Origin of the sequence: Polynucleobacter sp. MG-5-Ahmo-C2, assembly GCF_018687735.1 — a bacterium.
GTDB lineage: Bacteria > Pseudomonadota > Gammaproteobacteria > Burkholderiales > Burkholderiaceae > Polynucleobacter.
In genome coordinates, this window is sequence record NZ_CP061304.1 from 1461704 (window position 1) to 1479532 (window position 17829).

18 protein-coding genes are annotated in these 17829 nt (G+C 46.8%); 8 read left to right on the forward strand and 10 right to left on the reverse strand.

Annotated elements, in window-relative coordinates:
- Position 1: 1 nt before the first annotated feature.
- The 4 genes from C2740_RS07530 to C2740_RS07545 form a co-directional block, all read right to left on the reverse strand.
- The gene (locus C2740_RS07530) at positions 2–937 is read right to left on the reverse strand and encodes a branched-chain amino acid ABC transporter permease (RefSeq protein ID WP_215292845.1); all 936 of its coding nucleotides are present in this window, start codon (positions 935–937) and stop codon (positions 2–4) included.
- A gap of 63 nt (positions 938–1000) precedes the next feature.
- Entirely contained in the window at positions 1001–2185 is a 1185-nt protein-coding gene (locus tag C2740_RS07535) for a branched-chain amino acid ABC transporter substrate-binding protein (protein WP_215294357.1), read from the reverse strand.
- 28 nt (positions 2186–2213) lie between these two features.
- Positions 2214–3155, reverse strand: coding sequence for a 4-hydroxy-3-methylbut-2-enyl diphosphate reductase (gene ispH / locus C2740_RS07540; RefSeq protein ID WP_215292846.1), 942 nt, complete (start codon positions 3153–3155; stop codon positions 2214–2216).
- Positions 3156–3158: 3 nt separating this feature from the next.
- Positions 3159–3605, reverse strand: coding sequence for a peptidylprolyl isomerase (locus tag C2740_RS07545; protein WP_215292848.1), 447 nt, complete (start codon positions 3603–3605; stop codon positions 3159–3161).
- 30 nt (positions 3606–3635) lie between these two features.
- Here C2740_RS07545 and radC point away from each other — a divergent pair, with 30 nt between their 5' ends.
- From radC to rpmG, 3 genes are all read left to right on the forward strand, one after another.
- Positions 3636–4328, forward strand: coding sequence for a DNA repair protein RadC (gene radC, locus C2740_RS07550; protein ID WP_251369623.1), 693 nt, complete (start codon positions 3636–3638; stop codon positions 4326–4328).
- Positions 4329–4475: 147 nt separating this feature from the next.
- A complete protein-coding gene (gene rpmB / locus C2740_RS07555) occupies positions 4476–4709 on the forward strand; it encodes a 50S ribosomal protein L28 (RefSeq protein WP_011903570.1) in 234 nt (77 codons plus the stop codon).
- Positions 4710–4720: 11 nt separating this feature from the next.
- Positions 4721–4888, forward strand: coding sequence for a 50S ribosomal protein L33 (rpmG, locus tag C2740_RS07560; protein WP_015421876.1), 168 nt, complete (start codon positions 4721–4723; stop codon positions 4886–4888).
- A gap of 86 nt (positions 4889–4974) precedes the next feature.
- On the opposite strand, the gene C2740_RS07565 is transcribed toward rpmG, so the two are convergent.
- Genes C2740_RS07565 through purN form a run of 3 tightly spaced genes read right to left on the reverse strand, consistent with a single transcriptional unit; the run spans position 4975 to position 8388 of the window.
- Positions 4975–6174 (reverse strand): acyl-CoA desaturase, encoded by a 1200-nt coding sequence (locus tag C2740_RS07565; protein WP_215292852.1) that lies wholly within the window; start codon positions 6172–6174, stop codon positions 4975–4977.
- 43 nt (positions 6175–6217) lie between these two features.
- The gene (locus C2740_RS07570) at positions 6218–7762 is read right to left on the reverse strand and encodes an RsmB/NOP family class I SAM-dependent RNA methyltransferase (RefSeq protein ID WP_215292854.1); all 1545 of its coding nucleotides are present in this window, start codon (positions 7760–7762) and stop codon (positions 6218–6220) included.
- Positions 7759–8388: a phosphoribosylglycinamide formyltransferase gene (purN, locus tag C2740_RS07575; RefSeq protein WP_215292856.1), complete on the reverse strand. Its 630-nt coding sequence runs from the start codon at positions 8386–8388 to the stop codon at positions 7759–7761. Before purN ends, C2740_RS07570 begins: the two co-directional genes overlap by 4 nt.
- Before the next feature lie 39 nt (positions 8389–8427).
- Between purN and C2740_RS07580 the strand changes: the two genes are divergently transcribed.
- The 5 genes from C2740_RS07580 to dut are packed head-to-tail and all read left to right on the forward strand — an operon-like array spanning position 8428 to position 14443.
- Complete coding sequence (locus tag C2740_RS07580; RefSeq protein WP_215292857.1) at positions 8428–9378, forward strand: bifunctional riboflavin kinase/FAD synthetase; 951 nt, start codon at positions 8428–8430, stop codon at positions 9376–9378.
- The gene (ileS, locus tag C2740_RS07585) at positions 9353–12229 is read left to right on the forward strand and encodes an isoleucine--tRNA ligase (protein WP_371818585.1); all 2877 of its coding nucleotides are present in this window, start codon (positions 9353–9355) and stop codon (positions 12227–12229) included. The genes C2740_RS07580 and ileS overlap by 26 nt, the downstream gene beginning before the upstream one ends.
- Before the next feature lie 13 nt (positions 12230–12242).
- Positions 12243–12731: a signal peptidase II gene (lspA, locus tag C2740_RS07590; protein WP_215292861.1), complete on the forward strand. Its 489-nt coding sequence runs from the start codon at positions 12243–12245 to the stop codon at positions 12729–12731.
- Positions 12732–12740: 9 nt separating this feature from the next.
- Positions 12741–13958, forward strand: a complete 1218-nt coding sequence (gene coaBC / locus C2740_RS07595) for a bifunctional phosphopantothenoylcysteine decarboxylase/phosphopantothenate--cysteine ligase CoaBC (protein ID WP_215292863.1) — start codon at positions 12741–12743, stop codon at positions 13956–13958.
- Between the two features lie 35 nt (positions 13959–13993).
- Positions 13994–14443, forward strand: a complete 450-nt coding sequence (gene dut / locus C2740_RS07600) for a dUTP diphosphatase (RefSeq protein WP_215292865.1) — start codon at positions 13994–13996, stop codon at positions 14441–14443.
- Here the strand turns inward: dut and C2740_RS07605 are convergent.
- From C2740_RS07605 to clpS, 3 genes are all read right to left on the reverse strand, one after another.
- Entirely contained in the window at positions 14440–14763 is a 324-nt protein-coding gene (locus tag C2740_RS07605; RefSeq protein ID WP_215292867.1) for a hypothetical protein, read from the reverse strand. The two genes, dut and C2740_RS07605, sit on opposite strands and share 4 nt — an antisense overlap.
- 146 nt (positions 14764–14909) lie before the next feature.
- The gene (gene clpA / locus C2740_RS07610; RefSeq protein ID WP_215292869.1) at positions 14910–17216 is read right to left on the reverse strand and encodes an ATP-dependent Clp protease ATP-binding subunit ClpA; all 2307 of its coding nucleotides are present in this window, start codon (positions 17214–17216) and stop codon (positions 14910–14912) included.
- A complete protein-coding gene (gene clpS / locus C2740_RS07615; protein WP_216863886.1) occupies positions 17213–17569 on the reverse strand; it encodes an ATP-dependent Clp protease adapter ClpS in 357 nt (118 codons plus the stop codon). Before clpS ends, clpA begins: the two co-directional genes overlap by 4 nt.
- Positions 17570–17829: the final 260 nt, after the last annotated feature.

Consider the following 17829-nt stretch of genomic DNA (forward strand, 5'->3'; position numbering starts at 1 on the left):
CTTAAGCACGGTCTGAAACCTTTTCGCCCAGCAGACCGGTGGGGCGGAATACTAAAACCAAAATTAATACTAGGAAAGCAAAAATATCTTGATAGTTAGAACCAAAAACGCCGCCCGTTAACTCACCAATATATCCAGCGCCCAGTGATTCAATCAAGCCCAAGAGAAGACCGCCCAGCATAGCGCCTTGCAGATTTCCTATGCCGCCAAGAACAGCTGCAGTAAAAGCTTTTAGACCTGGAATGAAACCCATATAAAAATGGACATTGCCGTAGTTGCTTGCAATCATTACGCCAGCCAAGCCGGCCAGTGCACCACCTAACATGAAAGTAATCGAAATGACGCGATTGGGATTAACACCCATCAGCGCAGCAATTTGAGTATTCTCAGCAGTGGCACGCATTGCTCTGCCTAATTTTGTCTTTTCTACCAAAAACAATAATCCAGACATTACCATTAAAGCAACAACAATGATCACGATTTCTTTACCAGTAATCGTGGCGCCGCTACCCCATACATCAATGGGGCTCGAAGGTAATAATTGCGGATAAGTCATCGGATTACGAGACCAAATCATCATGGCGATTGTTTGCAAAAGGATCGACATACCAATCGCAGAAATCAAAGGGGCCAGACGTGGAGCATTACGTAGCGGGCGATAGGCAATCCGCTCAATCGCATAACTGACGCCAGCGCAAACAGCCATCGTGAATGGCAAAACAATCAAGAGGATGAGCCAAGTAGGCAAGCCGCTCGTTAAATCCAGCATCAGGCGCAACAACGAAAGAGATACCATGGCACCAATCATGAGCACTTCGCCATGGGCGAAATTGATAATGCCTAAGACCCCGTAAACCATGGTGTAACCCAAAGCAATCAAAGCATAGATACTGCCAAGCACTAAGCCATTAATGATTTGCTGAAGAAAAATATCCATGAAGCCTTTTGATTGGGTGCAAAAAAAGAGCGCCGCATTTGCGGCACCCTTTCCTTACAGTCTTTACAGCTTAATGACATCAAGAACCGTTTTCTTCTTGGTCTTGAAATCATACAAAGTAATAACACCCTCTTTCAAGTCGCCCTTGCTATCGAAAGCGATATTGCCCACTAAGCCATTCAGCTTGGTATCTGGCATGACAACTAAGATTTTTGCTGGATCAGTAGAATTAGCGCGCTTCATCGCATCTACCAACACATAGACTGCATCATAGGTAAACGGCGCATAGTTTTGAACCTCTAGATTAAAGCGCTCTTTGTATCGCTTTTGGAAGTCAGCTCCTTGAGCCATCTTAGAGAGGGCCATACCGGCCTCAGAACAGGTCACATTCATCACTGCATCACCAGCCAGTTCAGATAGCTTCTCCGTGCACATACCATCGCCGCCAACTACCTTAGCTGGAATACCGAGTTCAGCTGCCTGCTTAGTTAATGGCCCGCCAGTAGCATCCATGCCACCATACATGATGACGTCAGGCTTACTACCCTTGACCTTGGTCAAAATTGCCTTGAAGTCGGTTGCCTTGTTATGGCTAGCTTCACGCGTTACCACCTTAACACCAGCGGCTTGAACAGCCTTCTCGAACTCATCTGCCAAGCCTTTGCCATACTGGGTAGAGTCGTCAATAATGGCTACGGTTTTGGCCTTCAAGGTATTAACAACATAGTTAGCTAATGCTGGGCCTTGCTGAGCATCGGTAGCCACTACTCGATAGGTCGTTTTAAAGCCTTGCTTGGTGTAATCGGGATTGGTGGCCGATGGGGAGATCTGAGTAATCCCAGCATCGCTATAAATTTTTGAGGCAGGAATACTGGTTCCAGAATTTAAATGCCCCACCACACCGGCGACCTTTGCATCTACCAATTTCTGCGCAACCTGCGTGGCAGTTTTGGGATCTTCAGCATCATCCTCAGGCACCAACGTTAAAACAACTTTTTTGCCATCGATAGTGAGCCCAGATTTGTTGATCTCCTCCACTGCTAGGCGTGCGCCATTTTCATTATCTTTACCCAAGTGGGCAATATGACCAGTCAAAGGGGCAACATGTCCGATCTTAACTTCTACAGCATCAGCCGGAATCGCAGCCCCTCTATCGCCACCCTTGCCACAGCCAGCCAAGATGACACTGGCTGTCGCTATCGCAATAGCGCTCTTTATAAAAATGACTTTTGACGCTTTTGAATTCATCATCTACAGCTCCTCTGATATGGATACTTCAGTCAACTAAATTTTTAGGCAATGAAAATGTGACATCCTCGACCACACCATCCAAAGCGCGAACATGCCGCGGCCCAAATTCTTGAATGCGGGCCACAATAGATTGCGCCAAACTTTCAGGGGCCGATGCGCCAGCAGTAAGGCCAATACGCTTCTTGCCTACAAACCATTCCGGCTGAAGCTGCTCTGGGGCATCAACCATGTAAGAAGGAACGCCTAATTTTTCTGATAATTCTCGCAAGCGATTAGAGTTTGAACTCGTAGCGCTGCCCACCACAATAACTACCTCAACTTGTGGGGCCATAAATTTCACAGCATCTTGACGGTTCTGAGTGGCATAACAAATATCTTGTTTACGTGGTTGCACAATATTAGGAAACTTCTTTGTGAGTGCCTCAACAATTTCCTTAGTCTCATCTACCGATAAAGTAGTTTGGGTAACGAAAGCAATCTTTTCATTGTCTGGGAAAGATAATGAAGCTATATCGCCCACTTTTTCAATCAAAAAGACCCCTTGCTTGACCTGCCCCATGGTTCCCTCAACCTCAGGGTGCCCTGCATGACCAATCATCAAAACCGTGAAACCCTCTTTACACATTTTGATAACCTCAAGATGCACTTTTGTCACCAATGGGCAGGTAGCGTCATAAACCTGCAAGCCACGATCTTGAGCATCTTGACGGACCTCTTGAGATACACCATGGGCACTGAACACGACAATTCCGCCCTTAGGAACCTCATGCAGCTCTTCCACAAACACCGCACCCTTCTCGCGCAATTCATTCACCACGTAAGCGTTATGAACAATTTCATGACGAACATAAATCGGGGCGCCAAAACGAGTCAGCGCTTCATTGACGATATTGATAGCACGATCGACGCCCGCACAAAAACCGCGAGGCTGCGCCATCAAAATTTCGGGGCTGTCTGGGTTGCTCATCACTTAGAGAATCGCAACGATTTCTGCTTCAAAGGTAACAGGCCTTCCAGCCAGAGGATGGTTGAAGTCGAACCACGCACCCTCATCATTAATCGATTGCAAAACACCTGCATATTGAGCGCCGCCTGGCGCATTGAATTCAATCACATCACCGGGATTAAATTCCACATCGTCATCACGCCCTTCTTTGAGCGCCTTCAAAGAAACCCATTGCACCAAATCTTCTTTGCGCTCGCCAAAACTTTCTTCCACTGGAAGTAAGGAACTCTTTTTTTCACCAACCTCAAGCCCTAACAACACCTTTTCAAAACAAGGCGCAAATTGTCCGGAACCCATCAGAACCGTCGCAGGACGATCGACAAAAGTATTGATGTAATCCTCCCCGTTGGGCAAGGTGAGTCGATAGTTGAGGGTCAAGTAAGAATTAGGCAAAACAGTAAGCTTAGTCATAAGGTGATTGTATCTAGGCCTGCGACAGCTGTGAACTCCCCGATTACCAACTGGCCCAAAAATGAGCAACCCCGCGAGAAATTGCGCATTCATGGCGCGGCCGCACTTTCTGATGCAGAGCTGCTTGCTATTTTTTTGCGGGTAGGCGTCAAGGGCAAAAGCGCAGTGGCCTTAGCAAAAGATCTGCTGCATCATTTTGGGAGTCTACCCCGTCTATTAAGATGTAGCCGTGAGGAACTTACGAGCATCCATGGGATGGGCCTCTCCAAATGGTCGCAGATCCAAGCGGCCTACGAGCTAGTTAAGCGAAGTCTGGAGGAAGGTCTAGCGCAGGACTCTATCTTCTCCTCACCGAGTCATGTCAGAGAGTTTTTACAGGCCAAAATTGGCCGTCTGCCCCATGAGGTCTTTCTCTGCCTGTATTTGGACTCACGCCTTCATCTTATTGAATGCCAAGAGCTTTTTAGGGGGTCCATCACCCACACAGCGGTCTATCCAAGAGAAATTCTCAAGGAGGCCCTGGCTAGAAATGCCAGCGCCCTAATCGTGGCCCATAACCACCCCAGTGGGAACCCCCTACCAAGCGTTTCAGATCAAGAACTCACTAAAACACTCCAAAATGCCCTGCAATTGGTTGATATTTCACTTTTAGACCATTGCATCGTCAGTGGCAGTGGTTTTTTCTCTTTTTCTGATTCGGGCCTTATGAATATTGGCAATTAATAGTAGTAATTACTAACTTATCTCACATTGAATGCTGCCCCCGCCATTTTTATTGATTAAAGCTAGAAGCCAAAGTCATTTAGGGCTAGCCCAAAATAGGCTAGGACTGATACAATCTTCTTTTTTCGCAATTAATGGAGTTATGTCATGGCAAAAGTTTGCCAAGTCACTGGGAAGAAGCCGATGGTTGGCAACAATGTATCCCATGCAAACAATAAAACGAAGCGTCGCTTTTTGCCGAATTTGCAAAACCGTCGTTTCTGGGTTGAATCTGAAAACCGTTGGATTAGCTTGCGCTTAACCAATGCTGGTTTGCGCGTTATCGACAAGAACGGCATCGATGCCGTGTTGTCTGATCTCCGCGCACGTGGCGAAATTTAAGGAGCGCAGAAATGGCTAAAGGCGGCAGAGAGAAAATCAAATTAGAGTCATCAGCTGGTACTGGTCACTTCTATACAACTTCAAAAAACAAGCGTACTAAGCCTGAAAAAATGGAGATCATGAAGTTCGATCCGACTATTCGCAAGCACGTTGCTTACAAAGAAACAAAGCTGAAGTAATTACTTTCAGTAAATAAAAAACCCGCTTAAGTAGCGGGTTTTTTATTGCCCAAATCTTTTGGCCTTATACGCTTACTCTTAATCACTTAAGCGTAACGACGCAATCTTAATGAGAACTCACGCAAACTGGTTAAGCCACTATCTTCAGCACGCTGACACCACGCGTGCAACTGGGCCACCAACTGTTCTCTAGTAGCACTAGAACGGCCCCAGATAGCCTGTAAGTCACGCCGCATCTCAATCATCTTGCGAAGCTGTGCATTACTAGCAATAAGCTCTTCTAGCTTTGCTTTCTCTTCCTTGCTCAGCCGTGACTCGTCTTTGACTAGCCAGGCTCGAGCATCACCCAAATGCGATGCGAGGACTTGCATATGCTGCACTTCATTGCTAAAGAAATTACGCAATGTTTTGCTATAGCGCGCCATGATTTCATAGCGATTTGCGATGATGGCCTCTAATGTATTTTGATCAGCAGGACGCAAATCACTCAGCACCGGTTTAGGGGGAGTCTTCTTGACCGTGGCCAAACCAACAGCGCTCATCATTTGAATATAGAGCCAGCCAATATCAAACTCGTACCATTTATTGGAAAGCTTAGCGCTGGTCGCAAAGGTGTGGTGATTGTTGTGAAGCTCTTCGCCACCAATTAAAATTCCCCAAGGAAGAATATTGGTAGAGGCATCTTCACAATCAAAATTACGGTAGCCCCAGAAGTGGCCAATACCGTTAATTACACCGGCTGCAGTAATTGGAATCCACAACATTTGCACAGCCCAAACAGTTAAGCCAATGCCGCCAAACAAAAACACATCAATGATGAGCATCAGGGCAACGCCCTGCCAAGAAAACTTGGAGTAAATATTGCGCTCTAGCCAGTCATCCGGAGTGCCGTGGCCAAATTTTTCCATCGTCTCTTGATTCTTGGCTTCATTTTTATAGAGCTCAGCACCACGAGAAAGGACAGTGCCAATACCTAAAATTTGTGGGCTATGTGGATCATCGACAGTCTCGCACTTGGCGTGATGCTTGCGATGAATGGATGCCCACTCTTTAGTAACCATTCCGGTTGTTAGCCAGAGCCAAAAACGGAAGAAATGAGAAGCGATTGGATGTAAATCCAAAGCGCGGTGGGCTTGGCAGCGATGCAAAAAAATTGTTACGGCGGCGATGGTGATATGGGTAGCAATCAGCGTGAAAACGCTAATTTGCCACCAAGACCAATCTAGGTAGCCATTAGCTAGCCAGCGAAGAAATAGATCAAAGCCTGAACTTGAAGCTGTATTCAAAAGATATTCCTAAAATGAATGAATACCTCTATTTTAGAGCTTTTTAGGCCTTTTTGGCCTTATCTTTCGTTAACTCTTCCGATTTTGACTTTTCAGCCTTCTCAGGCTTGCTGCCCTTTTTCTGAAAAACAGCCCCAAAAAAGCCATCAGTTCCATGAATGTGGGGCCACAACTGCCACCAAGGATTATCAGAACTGCAGCCTAACGGAATTTTATCTTTTGGAAACAATGGCTTAAGAACTTCAGCTGCTGGCACTGCCTCAAATTCAGGATGCTTAGCTAGAAAATCCTCTGCAACCCCTTGATTTTCTTGAGGCAATAAGCTGCAAGTGGCATAAACCAAGCGTCCGCCCGGCTTTAGTAAACGGGCGGCAGAAGCCAAAATATTCATTTGTTTTTGATTCAACTCCAATACCCCAGTAGGGGTTTGACGCCATTTGAGGTCTGGATTACGGCGCAAAGTGCCCATTCCACTACAAGGGGCATCAACCAAGACTCGATCTATCTTTCCAGCCAAACGTTTGATCTTGGCGTCATTCTCACTATCAATCCATACTGGATGAACGTTTGAGAGTCCACTACGGGCTTGCCGTGGCTTCAAATTCGCTAAACGACGCTCGGATGTATCAAATGCATAGAGGCGCCCCGTAGAGCGCATTAAGGCACCAATCGCTAAAGTCTTGCCGCCTGCACCGGCGCAGAAGTCCACAACCATCTCGCCACGCTTAGGAGCAAGGAGATAAGCCAGAAGCTGACTGCCCTCATCCTGCACTTCAAACATGCCCGCTTTAAATCCAGCGGTATTTTGTAAAGCAGGCTTACCCATAATGCGCACACCATCTGGCGCATAAGGAGTTGGAATTGCTTGGTAACGACCACCCAATGCATTCATCTGCGCAAGTAATTCTTCGCGATTCGTTTTCATGGTGTTCGCACGCAAATCTAAAAGTGCCGGATGCATTAATGACTTGGCCAACTCTTCGCGTGTTTCTTCACCTGGATATTGTCCAAACGCATCCCACAACCACTTCGGCAAATTATTGCGAACGAGAGGATTTAATGCGGCGGGATCTACTGTGGCAAAACGTTGCAACCATTCATATTCACCAGGTTTTAGCACATGCGCTAAATCTGCAATAGCACTTTCAGCGCGGTTGGCAGAACCTAAACCACCCTCAGATAGAGCAGACAGCAAACCCAATAGGGCTAAGCGTCTTGCCTGAGAACCCTCACCACTAGAAGCAAATTGTGAGAACTCATTTTTACGACGCAAGATTGCAAATGCACTTTCTGCAATCAGGGCGCGATCGCGATTTCCAAGTTGGGGTTCAGCACGAAAATATCGACTCACAACACGATCGGATGGCTGCTCAAAACTAAGCAACTCTGGTAACAATCTCTCTAAATGAATTGCATGCTGAGGCAATGCCTTGGCGTTGGAAAAATTCTTTTGGCCTTCAGGTGCAATTAAATTTCCACTAGCATTACGTCGCTCTGCGTGGCGCAGGGGATCTTTAGATTTAGCGGCGTAACTTTTATGCGGGGAAAGTCTGTTTCCAGATTTGCGAGGTGGACGTTCTGCACTCATAATTTAAAAAATTGCGACTCCGGGGGTTGTAGCTTCACTTGATTACCTTCTATTCGCAATCGTCCATCAAGGAACCATTTTACGGCCCGCGGGTAAATCTGATGCTCAGCAGTCAAAACACGGGCTGCCAAGGCCTCAGCATCGTCGCCTTCCAACACTGGAACAGAGGCCTGACAAATAATTGGCCCCTCATCCACACCCTCGGTGACAAAGTGCACAGTGGCACCGTGCTCCTGAACGCCCGCGCCTAAAGCCCGCTCATGGGTATGTAAACCGGGGAAAGCCGGCAGGAGCGCTGGATGGATATTCATTAGGCGGCCCTCAAAATGACGAATAAAGCCTGGGGTGAGAATTCTCATAAAACCGGCTAGCACCACCAAATCCGCCCTTAAGGCATCAATTTGCTGGATTAAGGCAGCATCAAAGGATTCACGGCTAGCGTGCTCCTTGTGCTCCACCACAAAGGCTGGAATACACTGGGAGCGAGCAAAATCAAGGCCCTTAGCCGCTGAGTGATTTGCTATGACCCCTGCAAATTTGACTGGCCATTGCTCTTTTTGAGCCATTTTGACGATCGCCTCGAAATTGGATCCGCGGCCAGAGATTAAGGTAACGATAGAAAGCATGCCCACAATATAATTGATGGCTACCCTGAAAGCGATTTTGTGAACGTATTCCGTGGCCCGACCCAGTTTTCTGCAGGACCCGCTTGTGCCCTAAGCATCGGTAATTTCGATGGCGTGCACAGGGGTCATCGCGCCCTTCTCAAGCAGCTCGTTGACGGAGCCAAGGAGCGCAGTCTAGTTAGCTGCGTCATGACCTTTGAGCCGCACCCAAAAGAATTCTTTTCTCCAGAGCAAGCTCCGCCCCGCATTCTCAATCTGCGCGATAAATTAGCCGCCCTATCGGAGCTTGGAATTGATCGCGTCGTGGTGGAACATTTCAACACAGCATTTGCCCGTCTTACACCAGACGAATTTGTTTCTGAAATTATTATGAAGTGCCTTAATGCCAAATGGATTTTGATTGGCGATGATTTTTGTTACGGCGCAAAACGTGCGGGTAATTTTGCGAGCCTGAAAGCTGCTGGCGAAAGATATGGCTTTGAAGTCTCTAGTATTCAAACCATCTTAGAGGATGGAGAACGTATCTCCAGCTCTGCTTTGCGTACCGCACTAGCGAATGGTGACATGCATCAGGCGGAAAAATTATTAGGCCGTCCTTATGGAATTTCTGGTCATGTGATTCATGGTCAACAATTGGGTCGCAAACTCGGATTCCCAACTTTGAATCTTGCAGTGGCTAATCACTTACACCATCGCAAGCCTGCCACTACTGGCATTTTTACTGCTCAAGTTATCGGTTTAAGCGATAAGCCCCTGCCGGCTGTGGCCAGCCTGGGCGTTAGACCTACAGTGGAAGATGAAGGTCGCGTGCTACTGGAGACACACATCTTTGATTACCAAGAAGATGTCTATGGAAAAATTATTACCGTGGAACTCTTAGAAAAAATTCGTGACGAGGCAAAGTATGACGGCCTCGACGCCCTTACCAAAGCAATTGCAGCAGATGCAATGCATGCCAGAAATTATTTCCAGAAAAAAGCATATGTCTGAAAAAGAAAACTCTTATCCCGTCAATCTTCTTGATACACCTTTCCCAATGCGAGGAGATCTAGCCAAGCGTGAACCGCAGTGGGTCTCTCAATGGCAAAAAAATAAGCTTTATGAAAAGATTCGTGCTGCACATGCCAATCAGCCAAAGTTTATTTTGCACGATGGGCCTCCCTATGCAAATGGTGACATTCATATTGGTCACGCGGTAAATAAAATTCTCAAAGATATGATCGTGAAGTCCCGTTGGTTGATGGGTTTTGATTCTGTTTACGTACCCGGCTGGGATTGCCATGGCATGCCAATTGAGATTCAGATTGAAAAACAATTTGGTAAAAATCTACCTACTGCTGATGTGCAATCTAAGGCGCGCGCCTATGCACAAGTGCAGGTGGATAAGCAGAAAAAAGACTTCGAGCGCTTAGGCGTTATGGGTGACTGGAATAACCCATACCTCACTATGAACTATCGTAATGAGGCTGATGAGATTCGTGCCTTGGGCAAGATCTGGGAAAGTGGTTATGTCTTCCGTGGCTTAAAACCAGTGAACTGGTGCTTTGACTGTGGTTCTGCCCTTGCAGAAGCCGAAGTGGAATACCAAGATAAAACGGACCCAACGGTAGATGTTGGCTTTGCCTTCGATGACGCACAGCGTCCACAACTTGCAAAAGCCTTTGGACTTTCTGAGTTACCAAATAAACCAGGTCAGATTGTGATCTGGACAACGACGCCTTGGACCATTCCTGCTAATCAAGCAATGAACGTTCATCCAGAGCTTACTTATGCATTAGTAGATATTGGCGACAAGTTGTTGATTCTGGCAAAAGACCGTGTAGAAACTTGCTTGCAAGACTATGGCCTTGAAGGCAAAGTGATTGCTACTTGCCAGGGCGCTCAATTAGCAAATATTTCTTTCTGGCATCCGCTTGCGCCACTGCACGATGGCTACAAACGTCTCTCACCAATCTATCCAGCAGAGTACGTTACCCTCGACACCGGTACTGGTATTGTGCACTCCGCACCCGCTTATGGTGAGGAAGACTTTAAATCCTGTAAAGCTAATAAGCTAGCTGACAACGATATTCTTAATCCCGTTATGGGTAATGGCGTCTACGCATCATGGTTACCGCTATTTGCCAATGAATATATTTGGAAAGCAAACCCCAAGATTGTGGAAGCAATGCGCGAAGCAGGTAGCCTGCTTCGCGATAAAACCTATACCCATTCCTATATGCATTGCTGGCGCCATAAGTCACCAATCATCTATCGCGCTACCTCACAATGGTTTGCGAGTATGGATAAAAAGCCCTCCGATGGTAAAGCAAGCTTACGTGAAACCGCATTAGAAGGCATTAATAGCACCGAATTCTTCCCCGCCTGGGGCAAGCAGCGTTTACACAGCATGATTGTCAATCGCCCTGACTGGACTCTGTCACGCCAGCGCCAATGGGGTGTACCAATGGCTTTCTTAGTACATAAAGAAAGTGGTGAACCACATCCACGCACTATTGAGTTGCTCGAAGAAGTGGCAAAGCGCGTAGAAAAAGAGGGTATCGAAGCCTGGCAAAAATTAGAAGTTTCCGAACTGCTTGGCGATGAAGCTGCTCAATACGAAAAGAATCGTGACACACTGGATGTATGGTTCGATTCAGGAACAACGCACTGGCATGTGATTCGTGGATCACATCGCAATGAGTTGCTGACTGCTGAAGCAGGAACACCTAGCGGCCGTTTAGCGGATTTGTATCTGGAGGGTTCAGATCAACATCGTGGCTGGTTCCACTCCTCATTGCTCACTGGCGCAATGCTTGATGGCAAGCCGCCGTACAAAGCACTTCTCACGCACGGATTTACAGTTGATGGGCAAGGTCGCAAGATGAGTAAGTCTGTAGGCAACGTCATTGCCCCTCAACAAGTTGCTGACAAACTCGGTGCTGAAATTATTCGTCTTTGGGTAGCCTCTACTGATTACTCTGGTGAGATGACGATCTCTGATGAGATTCTGAAACGCGTTACTGAGAGCTATCGCCGCATTCGCAATACCTTACGCTTCTTGCTTGCCAATCTTTCTGACTTTGATCCAAGCAAGCACTCTATTCCTGCTGATCAATGGTTAGAAATCGATCGCTATGCTGTTGCGCTAGCCAATCAAATCCAAAGTGATGTTGAAGCACATTACAAGACATATGAATTTCATCCAGCGGTAACTCGTATGCTGTCATTCTGCTCGGAAGATTTGGGCGGGTTTTACTTAGACATTCTCAAAGACCGCCTCTACACCAGTGCGCCTGATTCACCAGATCGTCGTGCCGCACAAAATGCCTTATTCCATATCACTCGCAACCTCCTAAAATGGTTGGCACCCTTTCTTTCTTTCACGGCAGAAGAAGCTTGGCAAGCATTTCCTCATGGTGCAGGCAATAAAGTAGAATCGATCTTCATGGAGGAGTTTGGCAACTTCCCAGAAATTGCAAACGCAAATGAGTTACTTGCTAAGTGGGGTCGTATTCGTGAAATTCGCTCTGAAGTAACCAAAGCAATTGAACTTGAACGCGAAGCTGGACATGTTGGGTCATCCCTGCAAGCAGAGCTCACCATTAAATTAGGTGATGTTGACTTTGCAATCTTGCATTCATTAGAAAATGATTTACGCTTTGTGACCATTACCTCCAGCGCCAATATAGAACTCAGCAACGATGGCTTGGAAGTACTCGTACGCGGCAGCCAATATAAGAAGTGTGGGCGTTGCTGGCATCACACCAAAGACGTTGGTAGCAATGCCGATTATCCTGAACTCTGTGGTCGCTGCATCAGCAACCTCTTAGGCGATGGTGATCATCGTTTATTTGCCTAAACTCCAAAACAACATGAGCCTGCCTTTTCTACGCTACCTGGCTATTGCCACCATTACTTTACTGCTTGATCAGGCTAGTAAATGGCTAGCTTTGAGCAATTTGAAATTGGGAATACCAGAACAGGTACTGCCTTTTCTAAATTGGCTCCTGCTCTTCAATCCAGGTGCAGCATTTTCCTTTTTGGCACAGGGCTCTGGTTGGCAACGCTGGTTCTTCACCATTATTGGCTTAGTCGCCTGCATCTATATTGTTTGGCTACTGCGTAAAAACCAAAATGATCAATTACTTGGCGTAGCACTCAGCCTAATTTTGGGCGGGGCCATAGGTAATATATTGGATCGATTAATGTATGGCGCTGTGGTGGACTTCATCGATGTGCACTATGCCACTTGGCACTGGCCAGCCTTCAATATTGCCGATAGCGCTATTTGTATTGCTGCAGTACTCATCATTTTTGGCGAATTGCACAAGTCATTTGGCAAATCCCCTCAATCCCATTAAGCTGGCGCCATGCAATCACTTTTAAACAAGAAAATTGTCCTGGGAATCTCTGGTGGCATTGCAGCCTACAAGAGCCCCGAACTTGCTCGTCAGTTAATGCAAGAGGGCGCTTCGGTACAGGTGGTGATGACTGACGCTGCAACCCAATTCGTAACGCCCGTCACTATGCAAGCACTCACAGGCAATCCGGTTTACACCAGCCAATGGGACAACAGCATTGGCAATAATATGGCTCACATTGAGCTATCTCGCTCTGCTGATGCTATTGTGATTGCCCCTGCTAGTGCTGATTTGATGGCTAAATTATCTTTAGGCTTAGCTGATGATTTACTTAGTACGCTTTGCCTGGCAAGAGATTGCCCACTGTTACTAGCCCCAGCGATGAATAAACAAATGTGGGAGCACGCAGCGACCCAAAGAAGCGTTAAGCGTCTCAATGAAGATAGAGTTTCTCTTCTGGGTCCAGCAAGCGGCTTTCAGGCTTGTGGTGAAGTTGGCATGGGTAGAATGTTAGAGCCTGCTGAAATTGCAGAGCAAGTGATTGCTTTCTTTCAGAAAAAAACTTTAGCCGGTAAAAATGTATTAATTACTGCCGGGCCTACTTTTGAAGCTATCGATCCAGTGCGCGGGATTACCAATCACAGCTCCGGAAAAATGGGCTTTGCAATCGCACGTGCCGCAATAGAGGCTGGCGCGCAAGTACAGCTTGTCGCAGGTCCTTGTGATTTATCAACACCACTAGAAGCCACTGGGAAGATTTCCCGCACCAATGTTACTAGCGCAAAAGAAATGCATGCGGCAACACTAAGGGCCGCTGATTGCGACATCTTTTTTGCTGTGGCTGCAGTCGCTGACTGGGGTATTGCGAAACCCTCTAAAGAAAAAATCAAGCGCCAAGGCAAAGGAGCGCCTGGCATTGAATTTATTGCTAACCCAGATATTCTTCTGGATGTTGCCAAGACAGTTAAAACTAAAGATGGTAAGCCATCCCCCTACTGCGTTGGCTTTGCAGCAGAATCTACCGATCTCCAGGCGAATGCGACTGAAAAACGTCAACGCAAAGGGATTCCAATGGTTGTCGGCAACATCGGCCCGGAAACCTTTGGTAGCGACCTTAATCAATTACTCATCATTGATGAAACTGGCAGCAAGAAAATTGCTAAAGCTGAAAAGCTTGAGCTTGCTCGCCAACTCATTCAGATAGTTGCCAAGAAAATTAAGCAGTAATCTCTTTACTTACATTCCCTGTTTTAGGAAATTCCATGCAATCCCTTCAAGTCAAAATTCTCGATGAACGTATGCGCAATCAATTGCCGACGTATGGCACACCAGGTAGCGCTGGATTAGATTTGCGCGCCTGCATTGATGAAACCATTGAGATTGGACCAGGCCAAACTGTTTTGGTGCCAACGGGCCTGGCTATCTATGTTGAAGATCCACGTTATGCTGCATTCATTCTTCCGCGTTCAGGTCTTGGCCATAAGCACGGAATCGTCTTAGGCAACCTAGTAGGCCTCATTGATTCTGATTACCAAGGTCAATTAATGGTGAGCACCTGGAATCGTGGCTCAACCCCTTTCAAGCTGGAACCGATGGAGCGCTTAGCTCAATTGGTAGTGATGCCGGTTCAGCAAGTGGAGCTCAAAGTGGTTGAAGAGTTTACCGAGAGCAGTCGTGGCGCCGGCGGCTTTGGTAGCACTGGGCGAGCCTAGTACACCACCATTTGCCAACCGCTTGGGCACGCCTGTGTCTGAGGATAATACAAGCCATTTTCAGGACAGTAAGCAGCAGTTCTTTGGGCCGGGTAATATTGAGTCTGATAGTACACAGGGCCTGAGCGGTAATAAGCATTAGTCACCACCGCACCCGCTACAGCACCCACAGCATAAGGCGCCCAACCGTAGTTCCGCTCTCCTCCACGCCATGCGCCTGCGTAAGCCCCATGCCCACCTCGCCAACCATGCGCGCTTGCAGGACCCACGGCACTAAATAATGCCGTTACTGTGAACAGATAAATGAGGATCTTTTTCATATTGACCTCCTAGATAATGATTGGAATTCTTCTTCTCTTATCTATTTAACGCGGATTTAAATTAGGGAGTTGACAGCAGAAGTAAATAAAGCCACCCGAAGGTGGCCTTATTTCAATACAAACCTGTTGGCACAATAAGAAATAGCTTAGATTTCTTCCGCCGGAGCTATGTCAGCCTTGAGCGTCTTTCTGGGTGGCATCGGAGCATCAAAATCTAACTGCACCTTGCCCTCAGCATCAACATCAACCGCCACATGTCCGCCCTGTGCCAACTTGCCAAAAAGTAATTCATCAGCAAGGGCCTTGCGCACAGTATCTTGAATAATCCGCTGCATTGGACGCGCCCCCATCAAAGGATCAAAGCCATGCTTCGCTAAGTGAGCGCGTAATGCTGGACTAAAGGTAGCGTCAACTTTCTTCTCATGTAATTGCTCTTCCAACTGCATCAAGAACTTGTCAACGACTCGCATGATGATCGTTTCATCAAGAGCCCTGAAGGATACGATCGCATCTAGGCGATTGCGGAACTCTGGCGTAAAGAACTTCTTAATATCTGCCATCTCATCACCAGACTCACGTGCATTGGTAAAGCCGATGGTTGATTTCTGCATCGCCTCAGCACCAGCATTGGTGGTCATGATGATGATGACGTTACGGAAATCAGTCTTGCGACCATTGTTATCCGTCAAGGTGCCATGATCCATCACCTGCAAGAGGATATTGAAAATATCTGGATGCGCTTTTTCTATTTCATCAAGCAAAAGCACGCAATGCGGTTTCTTATTCACCGCTTCAGTTAATAGTCCGCCCTGATCAAAGCCCACGTACCCCGGAGGCGCACCAATCAAACGGCTTACGGCGTGACGCTCCATGTACTCAGACATATCAAAACGGAGCAATTCAATACCCAAGATATAGGCAAGCTGCTTGGCAACCTCAGTTTTGCCAACGCCCGTAGGACCAGAAAATAAGAATGAACCAATAGGACGATCAATCTTGCCAAGACCAGCGCGCGTCATCTTAATCGCACTTGCCAGAGCTTCAATCGCAGGATCCTGACCGAAGACTACGCTCTTAATATCGCGATCCAAAGTTTGCAATTTACTGCGATCGTCAACCGTGACTGACTGAGGCGGTATACGGGCAATCTTGGCAACAATCTCTTCGATCTCTGGGCGGCCGATGGTTTTCTTCTGTTTAGACTTCGGCAAAATACGTTGTGCAGCACCAGCCTCATCGATTACATCGATTGCTTTATCCGGCAAATGGCGGTCATTGATATAACGAGCAGAAAGCTCTGCCGCAGCCACTAAGGCACCAGCCGCATACTTCACGCTATGGTGCTCTTCAAACCGAGACTTCAAACCACGCAAGATTTGTACAGTCTGATCTACAGTTGGCTCAACTACATCCACTTTCTGGAAGCGACGAGACAAAGCAGCATCTTTTTCAAAGATTCCACGGTACTCAGTAAATGTCGTTGCACCAATGCATTTAAGTTGGCCATTAGATAAAGCAGGCTTTAAAAGATTGCTGGCATCCAATGTTCCGCCTGATGCAGCACCTGCACCAATCAACGTATGAATTTCATCGATAAACAAAACACCATGAGCATGATCCTTGAGCGACTTAAGAACACTCTTCAGTCGCTGCTCAAAGTCACCACGATATTTGGTACCAGCAAGCAATGCACCCATATCCAAAGAATAAACAGTGGCATTAGCCAAGATGTCAGGCACATCACCCTTCACAATGCGCCAAGCCAAGCCCTCCGCAATAGCAGTTTTACCAACACCGGCTTCGCCAACCAACAGAGGGTTGTTCTTACGACGACGGCAAAGCACCTGAATAACGCGCTCCACCTCACTATCGCGCCCAATGAGTGGATCAATCTTGCCTTGACGAGCCAAGGCATTGAGATTTTGTGTGTACTGGTCAAGCGGGCTCTCCTTACCAGATGAGGCCGCCTCCTCCGTTTCTTGAGTTGCATCCACAGGCTTAACGTGCTCAGTTTGATCTTTCCGAACACCGTGACTAATAAAGTTCACAACATCTAAACGAGTGACCCCTTGCTGTTGCAAGAAGTACACCGCATGCGAATCTTTTTCACCAAAGATGGCAACCAAGACATTTGCACCAGTTACCTCTTTCTTGCCATTAGACGTAGATTGCACGTGCATGATGGCGCGTTGAATCACGCGCTGAAATCCAAGCGTTGGTTGTGTATCCACCTCATCGTTGCCAGGAACTACTGGTGTGTTGTCATTGATAAAGTTTTTAAGCTGTGAACGCAACTCTGCAATATTAACTGCGCAGGCCTTCAGCACCTCAACTGCGGTTGCATTATCTAATAACGCAGCCAATAAATGTTCGACTGTAATGAACTCGTGTCGTGATGCCCTTGCGTCAACAAACGCCATATGCAAACTCACTTCTAATTCTTGGGCAATCATGCTTCCTCCATAGTGCACTGTAGTGGGTGACCCGCTTCGCGGGAGAGTTCGATAACTTGGTGCACCTTGGTGGCAGCGACATCACGAGTAAATACCCCGCAAATACCTTTGCCAACTAAATGAACTTGCAACATGATGCGTGTAGCTGTTTCATGATCCTTATTAAAATACTCCTGAATTACCATCACCACAAATTCCATTGGCGTGTAATCGTCATTCAATAGTAAAACTTTATACATTGAAGGCGCCTTAACTTTCTCGGCCTGCTTTTCGAGAAGAATGGTGTCCTCAACATAGGGATTGGCTGGTACGCCAGTAGTGGGATTTTTTGGTGTGCGGCTCATGAGAAACATTCTAAACACAGATATTCAAACTCTAATTTACTAGGGTCTTATTGCTAAAAAACCTTCAAAAACCCCTGTTTAACCCATATTGGAGCATTTTTCCTTAAAAAAAGGGGTATTTACTGAGGGGTAAGTACATATAACTCCTTGACACCCCTACAAAAAGGGCAAACAATCGGGGGGTAGGCTTCAAAAGAGGTTCTATTTAGGCGTGTTGTGGAGCGAGACTGATTAAAAAGTATTTACCCTCATCACGGTTGTTTTAAGTT

Excerpts from the sequence above, each read along its gene's own strand:
- lspA (WP_215292861.1), top strand. The coding sequence starts at position 12,243 with ATGAGCCTGCCTTTTCTACGCTACCTGGCTATTGCCACCATTACTTTA.
- ispH (WP_215292846.1), bottom strand. The coding sequence starts at position 3,155 with ATGAGCAACCCAGACAGCCCCGAAATTTTGATGGCGCAGCCTCGCGGT.
- purN (WP_215292856.1), bottom strand. The coding sequence starts at position 8,388 with ATGCTTTCTATCGTTACCTTAATCTCTGGCCGCGGATCCAATTTCGAG.
- dut (WP_215292865.1), top strand. The coding sequence starts at position 13,994 with ATGCAATCCCTTCAAGTCAAAATTCTCGATGAACGTATGCGCAATCAA.
- rpmG (WP_015421876.1), top strand. The coding sequence starts at position 4,721 with ATGGCTAAAGGCGGCAGAGAGAAAATCAAATTAGAGTCATCAGCTGGT.
- C2740_RS07535 (WP_215294357.1), bottom strand. The coding sequence starts at position 2,185 with ATGAATTCAAAAGCGTCAAAAGTCATTTTTATAAAGAGCGCTATTGCG.
- C2740_RS07545 (WP_215292848.1), bottom strand. The coding sequence starts at position 3,605 with ATGACTAAGCTTACTGTTTTGCCTAATTCTTACTTGACCCTCAACTAT.
- clpS (WP_216863886.1), bottom strand. The coding sequence starts at position 17,569 with ATGTTTCTCATGAGCCGCACACCAAAAAATCCCACTACTGGCGTACCA.
- C2740_RS07605 (WP_215292867.1), bottom strand. The coding sequence starts at position 14,763 with ATGAAAAAGATCCTCATTTATCTGTTCACAGTAACGGCATTATTTAGT.
- coaBC (WP_215292863.1), top strand. The coding sequence starts at position 12,741 with ATGCAATCACTTTTAAACAAGAAAATTGTCCTGGGAATCTCTGGTGGC.
- clpA (WP_215292869.1), bottom strand. The coding sequence starts at position 17,216 with ATGATTGCCCAAGAATTAGAAGTGAGTTTGCATATGGCGTTTGTTGAC.
- C2740_RS07530 (WP_215292845.1), bottom strand. The coding sequence starts at position 937 with ATGGATATTTTTCTTCAGCAAATCATTAATGGCTTAGTGCTTGGCAGT.
- C2740_RS07570 (WP_215292854.1), bottom strand. The coding sequence starts at position 7,762 with ATGAGTGCAGAACGTCCACCTCGCAAATCTGGAAACAGACTTTCCCCG.
- rpmB (WP_011903570.1), top strand. The coding sequence starts at position 4,476 with ATGGCAAAAGTTTGCCAAGTCACTGGGAAGAAGCCGATGGTTGGCAAC.